2 protein-coding genes are annotated in these 16,157 nt (G+C 77.3%); both read left to right on the forward strand.

Annotated elements, in window-relative coordinates; genetic code table 11:
- Nucleotides 1-19 precede the first annotated feature (19 nt).
- Entirely contained in the window at nt 20-7,012 is a 6,993-nt protein-coding gene (locus ACL03H_RS11250) for an SDR family NAD(P)-dependent oxidoreductase (protein ID WP_412811106.1), read from the forward strand.
- A gap of 29 nt (nt 7,013-7,041) precedes the next feature.
- On the forward strand, nt 7,042-15,945 hold the full coding sequence (locus ACL03H_RS11255; protein WP_459561774.1) for an SDR family NAD(P)-dependent oxidoreductase: 8,904 nt from the start codon (nt 7,042-7,044) through the stop codon (nt 15,943-15,945).
- Nucleotides 15,946-16,157 lie beyond the last annotated feature (212 nt).

Genomic DNA, 16,157 nt, shown 5'->3' on the forward strand with positions numbered 1-16,157 from the left:
GAGCACGAGCCGGAAGGACATGATGGACGTGTTGGACGGAGTCCGGTGCGCAGTGCTGGTCCGCGGTGCGGATCCGGTGCTGCGCGACCACCGGGTGCACGGCACCCGGGTCCTGCCCGGGGTGTCCTTCCTGGACATGATCTACCGGGTGCTGCTGGCGCGCGGCGCCGACACCGCCCGCGCCGAGCTGCGCCGGGTGCTGTTCCGGAACCCGGTGGCGCTCCCCGCCGACGGCAGCGCGCGGCTGCGGCTGCGGTTCGACGCCGAGGGCGGCCACCACCGCGTCCGCGTCGAGGTCGACGAACCCGGCGCCGAGCCGGTGCCGGTGCTGGAATGCGAGCTGCACCTGGGTGAACCGTTCCCGCACCGCACCGCCGACCTCGGCGCGCTGCGCGGCGGCGCGGCGCGCGAGGTGGACGTGGCGCGGCTGTACGGGGTGGTGCGCGGCACCGGGATCGAGCACGGCGAGTTCATGCGCGGGCGCGGGACGCTGCACGTCGCCGAGCGGGAGCTGCTCGCCGACCTGGAGCTGGGGCCCTCGGCCGCGGCGCACGGCGCGCACTTCCACCTCCACCCGGCCGCCCTGGACTCCGCGACGCTGCTGCCGACCCAGTTCGCCGGGGCAGAGCCCGGCGAGCTCGGCGACGGGGAGCTCCGGCCGTACATCCCGATGCTCATCGACTCGGTGCGCGCCCGCGGTCCGGTCAGCGCGGACTACCGGGTGCGGACGTCCCCGCCGACGGCCGGCGGGGACGGTGACCTCACCCGCTGCGACCTGGACTTCTACGACGCGGACGGCCGGCTGCTGCTGTGGCTGCACGGGTTGACCTCCAAGCGCGTCCGGACCCCGGAGGCGATCGCGCGCGGCCCGGAGGCAGCCGAGGTGGTGCGGGAGCTGGTCGCGCGGCGGCTCGACGCGGACGTCGGATTCGACCCGGATCTCGGGTTCTACGAGCTGGGGCTGGACTCCTCGGCGCTGCTGGGCATCGCCTCGGACCTGGAGGGCGCGTTCGGCACCGACTTCTCCCCGACGCTGCTGTTCGAGCACAACACCGCCGCCGCCCTGGCGGCCCACCTGCGGGAGGTGGCGGGCCCGCCCCGGCGCGCGGTTCCGGCCGCTCCGACGACCCCGGAACGACCGGGCGCGCCGGAACCGGGCCAGGAACCGGACGTCGTGCGGTTCCGGCCGGGCTGGGCGCCCCGGGAGCGCTCCGACGGCGACTTCCCGGCGCGGGTGCTGCTCGTCGGCCCCTGCGGCCGGGCCGGGGAGCTGGTCGCCCGCCGCGGCGCGGAACCGATCGCGGTCCGCCCGGGCGCGGAGTTCGCCCGCACGTCGGACGGTTTCGCGCTCGACCCGCGGGACCCCGGGCACTGGCGGCGGTTGCTGGCGGAGGTGCCCGGCGAACCGGGCGTGCTGTGGTGCCCGGCGGACCACGCCGACCTGGAAGCGGAGTGCGCGGCGCTGCTGGGCCTGGTCGCCGAGCTCGCCCGCCGACCCGGCCGCTCCCGGCTCGTCTACCACCTCGACGAGCCGGATTTCGCGCCGGTGCAGGCGTTGTCGGCACTGCTGCGCACCCTCGGCCGGGAGCACCCCGAGGTGCGGGCCGGCGTGGTGCGGGCGCCGGGACGGGTCGAGCTCGCCCTGGCCGAGCTCGGCGCGCAGGACGGCCCGGAACCCGAGGTCCGCCACCTCGGGCAGCGGCGCGAAATCCGCGCGTTCACCCCGGTCGAGGGGCCCGGCGACCCGGCCCGGCTGCGCGACCGGGGCGTGTACCTGATCACCGGTGGGCTCGGCGGGGTGGGCCGGGCGCTGGCCCGGGCCCTGGCCGCCGAGCACCGCGCCAGGCTGGTCCTGTGCGGGCGGTCGGAGCCGGACCCCGCCGCGCTCGCCGAGATCACCGAGCTCGGCGGCGAGGTGCTGCACGTCGTCGCCGATGTCACCGACCCCGCGCAGGTCCGCCGGGCGGTGGCCCGCGCCCGGGAGCGGTTCGGCGCGCTGCACGGCGTGGTGCACGCCGCCGGGGTGCTGCGCGACGGCCTGGTCCTGGGCAAGTCCGCCGACGACGCCCGCGCGGTGCTGGCGCCGAAGGTCACCGGGGCCCGCAACCTCGCCGAAGCGGTGCGGGAGCTGCCGCTGGACTTCCTCGCGCTGTGCTCGTCCACGGCGGGCAGCTGGGGCAACCCGGGGCAAGCGGACTACGCCTGCGCGAACGCCTTCCTCGACGGGTTCGCGGGGCAGGTACCGGGCGCGGTGTCGATCGGCTGGCCCGCCTGGGCCGAGGGCGGGATGCCGGTGGACGCGGCGGCGCTGCGCGCGGCCGGGCTCAGCCCGTTGCCGACGAACCTGGCGCTGCGCCTGCTGGAGCAGGCGATCGGCGGCGGCGAGCCGCACGTGCTCGCGCTGGCCGGGGACCGGCGGCGCATCCTCGACGCCGTCGCCACGACCGAACCCACCGCCGCGGCACCGGAGCCGGCCCGCGCCGAACCAGCCGAGCCGGACGCCATCGCGATCGTGGGCATGAGCGGGCGCTACCCGATGGCCGCCGACCTCACCGAGTTCTGGGCCAACCTGCGGGCCGGGCGCGACTGCATCACCGAGGTGCCCGCCGATCGCTGGGACGACGCCGTGCTCCCGCCCGGCCGGGGCGGCACCCCCGGCAGCACCTGCTGGGGCGGGTTCCTCGACGGCATCGACGAGTTCGACCCGGCCTTCTTCCACATCTCGCCGAACGAGGCGGCGGTCCTCGACCCGCAGGAGCGGCTGTTCCTGCAAACGGCCTGGCACGCCTTCGAGGACGCCGGGCACGCCCCCTCGACGTGGCGGGGCCGCCGGGTGGGGGTCTACGTCGGGGTGATGTACGGCCAGTACCAGCTGTTCGGCGTGCGCGGGCCGCAGGAGGAACCGGGCCTGGTGCCCTCCTCGTTCCACGCCTCGGTGGCCAACCGGGTGTCGTACTTCCTGGACCTGCGGGGCCCGAGCATCGCGCTGGACACCATGTGCTCGTCGTCGCTGACCGCGATCCACCTCGCAGCCGAAGCGGTGCGCGGCGGCGAGTGCGAGGCCGCGCTCGCGGGCGGGGTGAACCTGACGGTGCACCCGAACAAGTACCTGCTGCTGGGCCAGTCGTCGTTCCTGTCCACCGACGGCCGGTGCCGCGCCTTCGGCGCGGGCGGCGACGGCTACGTGCCCGGTGAGGGCGTCGGCGCGGTGCTGCTGCGGCCGCTGCGCGACGCGCTGCGCGACGGCGATCAGGTGCTGGGCGTGATCCGGGGCCAGGCGCTCAACCACGGCGGGCGCACCGCCGGGTTCTCGGTGCCGAACCCGGAATCGCAGGCCGGACTCATCACCGAGGCCCTGCGCGGGGTCGGCGCCGACGGCGTCGGCTACGTCGAAGCGCACGGGACCGGGACGGCGCTGGGCGATCCCATCGAGATCCGCGCGCTGGAGAAGGCGTTCGACCGTCTCGGCGGATCCGGCGCGACCTGCCCCGTCGGATCGGTGAAGTCCAACGTCGGGCACCTCGAATCGGCGGCCGGGATCGCCGCGGTGACGAAGGTGCTGCTGCAGCTGCGGCACCGGACGCTGGTGCCGTCGTTGCACGCCGAGCAGCTGAACCCCGACGTGGACTGGGAGCGGTCGCCGTTCGCGGTGCAGCGGGAACCGGCCCCGTGGCTGCCGAGCGGCGCCGAGCCGCTGCGCGCCGCCATCAGCTCCTTCGGCGCCGGCGGGGCGAACGCGCACCTGGTGCTGGAGGAGCACCCCACCGACCCGCGCGTCCCGGCGCCCGAGGAACCCCGGTTGTTCGCGTTCTCGGCCCGCGACGCCGACCGGCTGCGCGCGCTGGTGGAGCGGTTCGAGCGGTTCCTCGCCGCCGGGGAGGGGGACGTCGCGGCCCGGCTGGTCCGGCTGGCCGGTGACCTCATCGGGATGCCCGCCGATCCCGGCGCGCGGCTGGCCGAGCTCGGATTCGACTACCCCGCGCTGACCGAGCTGACGCGGCGCGTCGAGGCCGAGTTCGGCGTCCGCACCGCGCCCCACGCGGAGACGACGCTGACGGAGCTGGCCACCGCGCTGCCCGCGACCGCCGAGATCGACGCCGTTTCGCTGGCGCACACGCTGTGGGCGGGCCGCGATCACTTCGCGGAACGCCTCGCCGTGGTGGCCACCGGCGTCGGCGATCTGCTGGAGGCGCTGCGCGGGTGGCTCACCGGTCAGGAGCGGGAGGGCGTGCTGCGGGGCAGCCGCCGCGACCCGGCCCCGCTGCCGCCGGCCGGGGCCGATCTGCGCGCGGCGGCGCGCGCGTGGACCGAGGGTGCCGAGCTGGTCGACCCCGTCGCGCCCGCGGCCCGGATCTCGCTGCCCGGCTACCCGTTCGAGCGCGGCCGGTACTGGGTCGACGCGGCGGCCGGGGAGCGGGGGCACCCGCTGGCCGGCGAGCCGGTGGAGCTGCCGGGCGGACGGATGTTCCGCGGCTCCCTGCTGGTCTCCGCGCATCCCTGGCTGCTGGAGCACGCCCCGGCGGGCCTCCCGCTGCTCCCGGCCACGGCGCTGGCGGAACTCCTGCTGCACGCGGGCGGCCGGTCGGACTGCCCGGAACTGGCCGAGCTCGTCCTGGAACGGCCCGTCCCGCTGGAGGGGGTCTCCCGCCTGGAACTGCGCGTGCTGGTCGGGGAGGGCACCCGGCGGCGCGACTGCGAGCTGCACTCGCGGGCGGACGGCGGGGAGTGGACGCGGCACGCCACGGCCGTGCTCGCCGAACCCTCCCCGGCGGCACCGGAGCGGGAAGCCGAGTGGCCGCCCGCCGGGGCCGAGCCGGTCGACACGGGTTCGCTCTACCGCGAGCTGGCGGCCGCCGGTGTCCACTACGGACCCGCGTTCCAGGGGGTGCGCGCGGCGTGGCGCCGGGGCACCGAGGTCTGCGCCGAAATCGCCCTGCCCGCGGCGGCGGAGGGGCCGTGGGCGCTGCACCCTGCCTTGCTGGACGCGGTGTTCCACGCGGTACCCCTCGGTGATTTCCTGACCGCCCCGGGGCGGGCGCACCTGCCGTTCGCGCTGCGCGGCATGCGGCTGCACGCGCGCGGGGCCAGGGCGTTGCGGGTGCGGTTGAGCCCGGCGGGGACCGACGAGATCGCCGTGCGCCTGTCCGATGCGGACGGCGCGCCGGTGGCGGAGGTCGCCGCGGTGTCGCTGCGCCCCCTCACCGCCGCCGAACCGGTGCATCGCCTCGCGTGGGCGCCGCAACCGGACCCGGCTCCGGCGGCCCCGGGCTGGGCGGTGCTCGACCTGCTCGGCCGCGTCCCCGCCCTGGTCCACGCCCCGGACGACCGCTGCTTCACCTCGATCGCCGAGCTGGCGGCGGAAGCGCCCGAGCTGGTCCTCCTGCCGTGCCCCGGCGGTGAGACGGCGGCGGCGGTGCACGACCGCACCCGCGAGGTGCTGCACGCGATCCAGCGATGGCTGGCCGAGCCCCGGCTCGCCGCCAGCACGCTGCTCGTGATCACCAGCGGCGCCCAGGCCGTCGGCGCGGAGGAGGTCCCCGACCTGGCGGGGGCGGCGGTGTGGGGCCTGCTGCGCTCGGCCCAGGCCGAACACCCGGGACGTGTCGCGCTGCTCGACCTGGAACCCGGCGAGCACCCACCGGAACTGGCCGCGCGATTCGGCGCGGCCGCGCCCCAGCTCGCGGTGCGCGGCGGCGTCCCGCACGCGCCGAGGCTGCGGGAGGCGGCCGCGGAGGGCGGGCGCCCCTCCCCGTTCACCGGAACCGTGCTGATCACCGGCGCGGGGGGCGCGCTCGCCGGGGCGGTGGCCCGGCATCTCGTGCACCGGCGCGGCGTCGCGAGCCTGGTGCTCGCCGTCCGTGACGCGGCGTCGACGGCGCGGCTGACGGACCTGGCCGCCGAGCTGCGCGCGGCCGGGAGCGAGGTCGAGCTCACCGCGTGCGACGTCGCGGACCGGGACCAGGTGCGGGAGCTGCTGACCGGTCTCCGGCGGCGGCACCGGCTCTCCGCCGTGGTGCACACCGCCGGGCGGCTCGACGACGGAGTGCTCACCTCCCTGGACGCCGAGCGCCTGGCCGCCGTGCTGCGGCCCAAGGTCGACGGGGCGCTGCACCTGCACGAGTTCGCCGGCGACGCGGAACTGGTGCTGTTCTCCTCGATGGCGGGCGTCCTGGGCGGCCCCGGGCAGGCGAACTACGCGGCCGCCAACGCGTTCCTCGACGCCCTCGCCCGGTACCGGGTCAGCGCCGGGCTGCCCGCGACCGCGCTGGCCTGGGGGCCCTGGGAGGTCGAGGGCGGGATGCCCGCCGACCGGGAGCGGATGCGGCGCGGAGGCATCGAGCCGCTGTCCGAGCGGGACGGGATGCGGCTGCTGGACGAGGCGCTGGCCCGCCGCGCCCCCGACCTGGTGCCGCTGCGCCCGCACCCGGCGGGCCTGCGGGCGCAGGCAGCCGCGGGCGCGCTGCCCGCGCTGCTGCGCGAGCTGGCCCCCGCGCCGGAACCGACCGGGGACGCCCCTCCCACCAGGTTCGCGGACCTGGCGGGACCGCGGCTGCGGCACGCCCTGTCCACCCTGGTGCGCACCGAAACCGCGCGGGTGCTCGGCCACCCCGGGCCCGGCTCGATCGAACCGGACCGCTCGTTCCAGGAACTCGGTTTCGACTCGCTGACCGCGGTGGAGTTCCGCAACCGGCTGACCGCGGCCGTCGACCGGCCGCTGCCCGCCACGCTGGTCTTCGACCACCCCACGCCGGACGAGCTCACCGATCACCTGCTGGCCGGCTTCGCCGAACCGGAACCGGACCTGCCCGCGCTGCTGGCCGAGCTGGAGCGGGCCGCCGCCCGCCTCGCCGACCGCGCCGCGCCCGGCGAGGCGGGCGCGCGGGTGCGGCAGGTGCTCGACGACCTGCGCGAACGCTGGCACGGCCCGGACACCGGCCGGCCCGCCGACCTCGGCGCCGCCAGCGACGACGAGGTCTTCGCGCTCATCGACGCCGAACTGGGACGCGCGTGAGCGGCGCGGACCACCACGAGAGGCAGGCCATGACGAACGAGGACAAGCTCCGCGACTACCTGCGGCGGGTGACCGCCGAGCTCCAGGCGACCAGGGGCAGGTTGCGCTCGGCGGAGGAGCGCGCGGCGGAGCCGGTCGCCATCGTCGGCATGGCGTGCCGGTACCCCGGCGGGGCATCCGCGCCGGAGCGGTTCTGGGACCTGCTGGCGACCGGCGGCGACGGCACCTCGGAGTTCCCCCGCGACCGGGGATGGGACCTCGACCGGCTGCACGATCCCGGCGGACGTCCCGGCACCACCAGCACCGGCCGCGGCGGCTTCCTGCACGAGGCGCCGTGGTTCGACGCGGGCTTCTTCGGCATCTCACCGCGCGAGGCGCTGCACACCGATCCGCAGCAGCGCCTGTTCCTGGAGGTCGCGTGGGAGGCGGTGGAGCGCGCCGGCATCGACCCGGCCGCGCTGCGCGGCACCCGCACCGGCGTGTTCGCCGGGGTCATGTACCACGACTACGCGGGCAGCTACGGAGCCGGGAGCGTGGTCTCCGGGCGCGTCGCCTACCAGCTGGGGCTGGAGGGCCCCGCGGTCAGCATCGACACCGCCTGCTCGTCCTCGCTGGTGGCGCTGCACCAGGCGGTGCAGTCGCTGCGCCGGGGCGAGAGCTCCTTCGCGCTGGTCGGCGGCGTCACCGTGCTGGCCACCCCGCAGCCGTTCGTGGAGTTCAGCGCGCAGGGCGGCCTCGCCCCCGACGGGCGGTGCAAACCGTTCTCGGCGCACGCGGACGGCACCGCCTGGGCCGAGGGGGTGGGGGTGCTGGCCGTCGAGCGGCTCTCGGACGCGCGCCGCCACGGGCACCCGGTGCTGGCGCTGGTGCGCGGCAGCGCGGTCAACTCCGACGGCGCCAGCAACGGTCTGACCGCGCCGAACGGGCCCGCCCAGCAGCGGGTGATCCGCGCCGCGCTCGACGACGCCGGGCTCGGTCCCGCGGACGTGGACGTGGTGGAGGCGCACGGCACCGGCACCCCGCTCGGCGACCCGGTCGAGGCCCAGGCGCTGCTGGCCACCTACGGGCCGGGCCGGGCGCAGCCGCTGTGGCTGGGGTCGGTGAAGTCCAACATCGGCCACACCCAGGCCGCCTCCGGGGTCGCCGGGATCATCAAGGTGGTGCTGGCCATGCGGGCCGGTGAGCTGCCGGCGACCCTGCACGCCGCCGAGCCCAGCGGGCACGTCGACTGGGACGGCCCGCTGCGGCTGCTGACCGAGAAGCAGCCCTGGTACCCGGCCGGGCGCCCGCGCCGGGCCGCGGTGTCGTCGTTCGGGGTGAGCGGCACCAACGCGCACGTCGTGCTGGAGCAGGCCGACCCCGAGCCCGAGGCGCCCGTCGCGGACGGGACGGGACCGCTGCCGTGGGTGGTCTCCGGCCGCACCCCCGAGGCGCTGCGCGACCAGGCCGACGCGCTGCACCGGGACCTCGCCGCCCGCCCCGCGCTCGACCTCAGCGCGATCGGGCGGGCGCTGGCCACCACCCGCACCGCCTGGGAGCACCGCGCGGTGGTGGTGGGGGCGGACCGCGAGCAGCTGCTGCGCGGGCTGGCCGACCTGGCCGCCGACAACCCCGCGCCGTCGGTGGTGGCGGGCCGCACCGGCGCGCCGGGCGAGGTCGCGTTCCTCTTCCCCGGCCAGGGATCGCAGTGGCCGGGGATGGGCGCCGAACTGCTGGAGACCTCCGAGGTGTTCCGCCGCCGCGTCGAGGAGTGCGAGCAGGCGATGGAGCCGTTCGTGGACTGGTCGCTGACCGGGGTGCTGCGCGGTGAACCGGACCAGCCCGGCCCGGACCGGGTGGACGTGGTGCAGCCGGTGCTCTTCGGCGTGCTGGTGGCGCTGGCCGAGCTGTGGCGCTCGCTGGGGGTGCGTCCGAGCGCCGTCGCCGGGCACAGCCAGGGCGAGATCGCCGCGGCGTGCGTGGCGGGGGCGCTGTCGCTGCCGGACGCGGCCCGGGTGGTGACCTTGCGCAGCCGCGCCCTGCTGGAGCTCGCCGGTGGCGGCGGGATGGTCTCGCTGGCGGAGCCCGCGGACCGGGCGGCGGCCCGGATCGAGCGCTGGGGCGGGCGGTTGGAGCTGGCGGCGGTCAACGGGCCGGGGTCGGTGGTGATCTCCGGCGAGTCCGGGGCGCTGGCGGAACTGCTGGCGGAGTGCGAGGCCGGGGAGGTCCGGGCGCGCGGCATCGACGTGGACTACGCCTCGCACTCCGCGCACGTGGAGGCGATCCGGGACCGGTTGCTGGCCGACCTGGCCCCGATCCGGCCGCGCACCCCCGAGATCCCGTTCTGCTCGGCGGTGGGCGGGGCCGGTGCGCGGGATCCCGAGCTCAACGCCGAGTACTGGTACCGGAACCTGCGGGAGACCGTCCGGTTCGACGCGGCGGTGGCGGCCGTGCTCGACCTCGGCTGCACGGCGCTGGTCGAGGTCTCGCCGCACCCGGTGGTCTCGCTGGGCGCGCAGGAAGCCGTCGACGCCGCGGACGCCCGGGCGGCGGTGGTCGGCACCCTGCGCCGCGACGACGGCGGCATGGATCGCGTGCTGGGTTCGCTGGCCGAGCTGCACGTGCACGGCGTGCGCCCGGACTGGTCGGCGATCTTCCCCGGCCCCGCCGGGCACGTGGACCTGCCGACCTCCGCTTTCCAGCGCGAGCGGTTCTGGCTGTCGAGCGCGGCGGGCACCGATCCTGGTGCGGCGGGGTTGAGCCCGGCCGAGCACCCGCTGCTCGCGGCGGTGCTGCCGGGGGTCGACGGCGACGGACCGGTGCTGACCGGCCGGGTGTCGCTCGCCTCCCACCCGTGGCTGGCCGATCACGCGGTGCGCGGCGAGGTGCTGCTGCCGGGCACCGCTTTCGTGGACCTGGCGCTGCGCGCCGGGGACGAAGCGGGCTGCGAGCTGCTGGAGGAACTGGTCCTGGAGGCGCCGCTGGTGCTGCCCGCCGACGGAGCCGTGCGGATCCGCTGCACCGTCGGCGGCCCGGACCGCGCGGGACGGCGGAGCTTCGCCCTGCACGGCAGCGCGGGCGGGGACTCCTGGACCCGGCACGCCTCCGGGGTGCTCGCCCCGGCGGCGGTCGCGACACCCCCCGGGCCGGAGCAGTGGCCCCCGGCGGACGCGGAGCCGATCTCCCCGGAGCAGGTCTACCGGGCCCTGACCGGCGCCGGGCTCGACCACGGCCCGGCCTTCCGCGGGCTGCGCGCGGTGTGGCGGCGCGGCGCCGAGGTGTTCGCCGAGGTCGCCGCACCGGATCTGGACACCACCGGCTTCGGGCTGCACCCGGCGCTGCTGGACGCCGCGCTGCACCCGATCGCGGCGGTGGGTGGCGCCCCCGGCGGCGGCGCCCGGCTGCCGTTCCAGTGGAGCGGCGTGCGGCTGCACGCGGTCGGCGCGGACGCGCTGCGCGTCCGGCTCCGCCTCGACGAGGACGGCACCGCCGCGCTGTGGGTGGGTGACACCTCCGGTGCGGCGGTGGCCACCGCCGACGCGCTGATCCTGCGCGAACCGACCGCACCGGCCCTTCAGCGGGCCGAGGACCTGCTCCGGGTGCGGTGGTGTCCGGTGGAGACCGCGGGCCCGGCGGGTTCCGCCCCCATCGCGGTGCTCGGCCCGCACGTCGACGCCTCGGCGTGGCCGGGGCCCGTGCGCCGGGCCGCCGATCTCGCGGAACTCCTCGGCGCGGGCGACGTGCCGGGACAGGTGCTGCTCGGGGTGCCGCCCGAGCTCGACCCCGCCGCGGCCGCCGCCTGGGCCCTCGGCGCCGTCCAGGAGTGGCTGGCCGCCGACGTCGCGGCCGCCTCGCTGGTGCTGGTGACCAGGGGAGGGGCGGGACCGGTGGTGCGGGACCTGGGCGCCGCCGCCGCGTGGGGGCTGGTGCGGTCGGTGCAGCTGGAGCACGCCGACCGGTTCGTGCTGGTCGACGTCGGCGAACGGCCCGGTCCGCTGCCCGCCGCGCTGGCCTCCGGCGAACCGCAGGTGGCCGTCATCGACGGCGCCGCGCACGTCCCCCGGTTGGTGCGGGCGGAACCGCCGGAACCGGTCGAGCGGCTCTTCGCTCCCGACCGCACCGCGGTGATCACCGGCGCCTCGGGCACCCTCGGCGGGCTGCTGGGCCGGCACCTGGTGCGCGAGCACGGGGTGCGGCACCTGCTGCTGCTGAGCCGCCGCGGCCCGGACGCGGTCGCCGAGCTGACCGCCGAGCTGACCGGGCTCGGCGCCGAGGTGACCGCGCGCGCCTGCGACGTCGCCGACGCCGGGCAGGTCGCCGCGGCGCTGGCGGAGCTCGCGCACCCGGTCGGCACGATCCTGCACGCCGCCGGAACGCTCGACGACGCCCTGGTCGGCGCGCTGACGCCGCAGCGCCTCGCCGCCGTGCTGCGACCGAAGGTGGACGCGGCCCGCGTGCTCGCGGCGGCCGCCCCGGACGCCCGACTGGTGCTGTTCTCCTCGGCGGCCGGGGTGCTGGGCGGGGTCGGGCAGGCCGCTTACTCCGCCGCGAACGCCGTGCTGGACGCACTGGCCTCGCGCGGGGACGCGACCAAGTCGTTGGCGTGGGGCTTGTGGGACGACCGCAGCGAGATGACCGGCGCGGCCGACCGCGCCCGCTTCAGCCGCGCCGGGCTGCCGCCGCTGTCGGCCGAGCACGCCCTGGGGCTGTTCGACGCCGCGCTCGCCAGCGCCGAACCGGTGCTGGTGCCCCTGCGGGTGGACTCGGCGGCGTTGCGCGCGCAGCCCACCGCCGTGCCGCCGCTGCTGCGCGGACTCGTCCCGGCCCCGAGCCGCCGGAACGCGGTCAGCGGTGCGGGCGAGGACCTGCGGCGGCGGCTGGCCGAGGGCACGCCCGAGGACCAGGACGCGAAGCTGCTCGACCTGGTGCTGGCGCACACCGCCGCGGTGCTCGGGCGCTCCGGCGCGGAGCGTATCGGCGCGGACCGGGCGTTCAAGGATCTCGGTTTCGGCTCGGTCACGGCGGTGGAGCTGCGCAACCGGTTGAACGCGGCCACCGGACTGCGGCTGCCCGCGCCGGTGGTCTTCGACCACCCGACTCCGGAGGCGCTGGCCGCCCACCTGCGCACCGCGCTCACCGGGCGGCGACCGGAGGTCTCCGCGCCCGCCGCCCCGACCGAGCCGGCGACCGACGACGACCCCGTGGTGATCGTCGGGATGAGCTGCCGGTTCCCCGGCGGCGCCGACACGCCCGAGCAGTTCTGGGAGCTGCTGAGCCGCGGCGGCGACGCGATCGGCCCGTTCCCGACCGATCGCGGCTGGGACCTCGGCCGGTTGCACCACCCCGACCCGGACCACCCGGGCACCAGCCACGTCCGCCACGGCGGTTTCCTTCCCGGAGCGGCGGATTTCGACGCGGCCTTCTTCGGCATCTCCCCGCGCGAGGCGGTCGCCACGGACCCGCAGCAACGGCTGCTGCTGGAAACGTCCTGGGAGGCGCTGGAGAACGCGGGCATCGACCCGGAGTCGCTGCGGGGCAGCCGCACCGGGGTGTTCGCCGGGATGATGTACCAGGACTACGCGGCGGTCCTGGACGGGCAGGACGCCGAGGGCTTCCTGGCCCCGGGCGTCGGCGGCGGCGTGCTCTCGGGCCGGATCGCCTACGCGCTCGGCCTGCGCGGACCGGTGCTCACCGTGGACACGGCCTGCTCGTCCTCGCTGGTCGCCCTGCACCTGGCGGTGCGCGCCGTGCGGGCGGGCGAGTGCGCGACGGCGCTCGCGGCGGGGGTCACGGTGCTGTCCACCCCGGCGGTGTTCGTGGAGTTCAGCAGGCAGCGCGGGCTCGCCCCGGACGGCCGGTGCAAGCCGTTCGGCGCGGGCGCGGACGGCACCGGGATGTCGGAGGGGGCCGGGGTGCTGGTCGTCGAGCGGCTCTCGCGCGCCCGGCGCAGCGGGCACCGGGTGCTGGCCGTGGTGCGCGGCAGCGCGGTCAACTCCGACGGCGCCAGCAACGGCCTGACCGCGCCGAGCGGCCCGGCTCAGCAGGAGGTGATCGAGCAGGCGCTCGCGGACGCGGGACTCGCTCCGTCCGAAGTGGACGCCGTGGAGGCGCACGGGACGGGCACGACGCTGGGCGATCCGATCGAGGCGGGAGCGCTGCTGGCCACCTACGGCGCCGACCGGGGCGGTGGCGGTCCGCTGCTGCTGGGCTCGGTGAAGTCCAACATCGGCCACGCCCAAGCGGCGGCCGGGGTCGCGGGAGTGATCAAGACGGTGCTGGCGCTGCGGCACGGGCAGCTGCCCCGCTCGCTGCACGCGGACCGGCCGTCCGAGCACGTCGACTGGGGCTCCGGCGCGGTGGAGCTGCTCACCGGCAGCACGCCCTGGCCGGAGCGGGGCAGGCCGCGGCGGGCCGCGGTGTCCTCGTTCGGCATCAGCGGCACCAACGCGCACGTGGTCCTGGAGGCACCCCCGGCGATCACCGGGGCCGACGGTCCCGACGCCGGTGTCGCGCCGTGGCCGCTGTCGGCCCGGAGCCCGCGGGCGCTGCGGGCCCAGGCCGCGCGCCTGCTGTCCGAAGTGGACTCCCATCCGGAGTGGCGGACCTCGGACGTGGCGCGGACGTTGGCGACCGGGCGGGCTCAGCTGGAGCACCGCGCGGTGCTCACCGGCCCGGACCGAGACGCGCTGCGCGCGGGGCTCGCGGCGCTGGCCGAGGACCGCGAGGACACCGCCGTGCTGCGCGGCGACGACCAGCGGTGCCGGGTGGGGTTCGTGCTCTCCGGGACCGACCTCGCCGCGATCCCCGCGCTCACCGGACGGTTCCCCGCGTTCGCGGTGGCGTTCGACGAGCTCGCCGCGGAGTTCGACCCGCACCTGCCGCGCCCGCTGCGGACGGCCGCGCCAGGTGACCTGGCGGACCCGCCGTTCGCCGCGGCCGCGCAGTTCTGCCTCCAGGTGGCCCTGTTCCGGCTGCTGCGCGGCGTCGGCGTGCGCCCGTGCGGGCTCGCCGCCGATGCCGAGGCGGAGGTCGCCGCCGCGCACCTGGCGGGCGTGCTGCCGCTGCGGCAGGCGGTGGCGCTGGTGGCGGCGCGCGACCGGATCACGCGGGAGTCGGGCGAGGACGGCGCGGGGAACGAGCCGCTCCGGGACGTCGTGGAGGGGATCGAGCTCGCCGAACCGCGCCTTCCCCTGCTGTTCGGCGGCGAACCGACCTCCCCCGAGCACTGGGCCCGGTGGCCGCGCCCGGCGGAACGCCCCACCGGGACGCGGCTCCCGGACGCCGACGTCGTGCTGCGGATCGGCGAAGCGGAGATCAGCGCGGAGGTGCCGGTGCTCACCCTGCCCGGGGCAGGTGCCGACATCTCCGGCTCGCTCGGGGCGGTGCTGGCGGCGCTGCACGTGCGCGGGGCGCGGCTGGACTGGGAGGAGTTCTTCGCGGGGACCTCGGCCCGCCGCGTCGAGCTCCCCGGCTACGCCTTCCAACGACGCCGCTACTGGCCGGAACCGGTGACCCGTCGCGCGGAGGTGCCGGCCGGGCCGCTGGCGCTGCTGGCGGAGGACCCGGACGCCGCGCTCCGGGAGCTGGGACTGCGCGGCGACGAACCGGCCGTGGAGGTGCTGCGGGCAGTGGCCCGGGGCGGCGCCCCGGTTCCGGTGCGGTGTTCCGCGATCGAGTGGCGTCCGGCGGAGCTCGCGCCCGGCCCCGCGCTCACGGGCGCGCACCTGGTGGTGGCACCGAGCTCCGGGGACGGCCACGAGCTCGCCGATCCGGTCGCCGGGGCGCTGGCCAGGCACGGTGCCGACGTGCGGGTGGTGGTCACCGACGACGGCGCGATCACGGTCCCGCCGGGCACCGCCGCCGTGGTGTCGCTGCTGGCCCTGCGGGACGCCACCTCGGCCCGGACGTTGGCGGAGCGGGCCGGCGGGGTGCGGTTGTGGCACCTGGCCCAGCGCGCCACGGCCCTCGACGGCGAGCTGACGCACCCGGGCGGAGCGGCCGCCTGGGAGCTTCCGGGAGCGGTCGTGGACTTGCCGGATCGGGTGGACGGGAAGGTGCGCGAGCGGGTCTGCGCCGCGCTCGGCACCGGCGAGCGGGAGATCGCGGTGCGTCCGGAGGGCGTGTTCGTCCGCCGGTCCACCGAGGAGGAAGCGCTGGGCGGCGACCCGGAGTGGACTCCGCGCGGCACCGTCCTGCTCAGCGGCGTACCCCCGGAGCTCGCCGCCGCGCTCGCCCGCGCCTGGCCGGAATGCACCGCGGTCGAGATCCCCGGCGGCGGCCAGGAACCGCCGGACCGGACGGCGGCGGCCGTCGTGCACCAGGTGCGCGGCGCGGACGACCCGGCGGTGGTCACGCGGACGCTGCGCGCGTTCGCGGCGGCGGCGCCGGTGCTGATCGTGCTGTGCGGCGCGGACGCGGAGGCGCCCGCGCTGACCGAGGCCGCCGACGCGGTCGCGCGGGCGGGCGGAGCGGGACGCGCGGTCGTCTCGGTGCGGAGCGGCGAGCTGGCCCCGGCCGAGCTGGCCGGTGCGCTGCGGTTCGTGGCGAGCGGGGCGGCGGCGGTCGTCCGACTGTCCACCGGGTCCGGGACGCCGCGGCGGCAGCACTCGCGGCCGTCGGAACCGCTGGCCGGATCACCCGCCGATCTCCCCGCCGGGGAGTGGTCCGACCGGGTGCTGGCGGAAGTCCTCGCGCTGGCGGGGGAGGTGCTCGGGCATTCCGAGCAGGAGCAAATCGGGCCGGACGTGGAATTCCTCGATCTCGGGATGTCGTCGGTCACCGCGGTCGAGCTGCGGGACCGGTTGATCCGGGCCACCGGGGTGGAGCTGCCCGCGGACGTGCTCTACGACTGCCCGACCCCGCGCGAGCTGGCGGACCGGCTGGTCGCGGACATCGGCGCCGCGAATTCCGCTCCCGGACAGGACGGGCGGGAGGAATCCGCGCGTGAATCGTGAAACCGGCCCGCTAAATAGCGCGGTGCCACGTCGCCGGCGCGGAATCGAATTGCGTTCCGGGTGGCGCCGCGAAGCGATCACCGCCGATCCCGCCGCAGGTCAAACGTGTTCGACTGTAGCTGTTCAGGATTGACAGGAAGGAATCGCTGTGCCGCCGCGAGACGTTCGTGAATTGCGCGGAAGTTCTGGACAGGGGACCCGCGATCTCCCTA

Source organism: Saccharopolyspora antibiotica (genome assembly GCF_047200635.1).
Classification (GTDB): domain Bacteria; phylum Actinomycetota; class Actinomycetes; order Mycobacteriales; family Pseudonocardiaceae; genus Saccharopolyspora_C.

What these genes read in the sequence shown, in the direction of transcription:
- ACL03H_RS11250 (WP_412811106.1), top strand. Translation starts at nt 20, where the DNA reads ATGATGGACGTGTTGGACGGAGTCCGGTGCGCAGTGCTGGTCCGCGGT.
- ACL03H_RS11255 (WP_459561774.1), top strand. Translation starts at nt 7,042, where the DNA reads ATGACGAACGAGGACAAGCTCCGCGACTACCTGCGGCGGGTGACCGCC.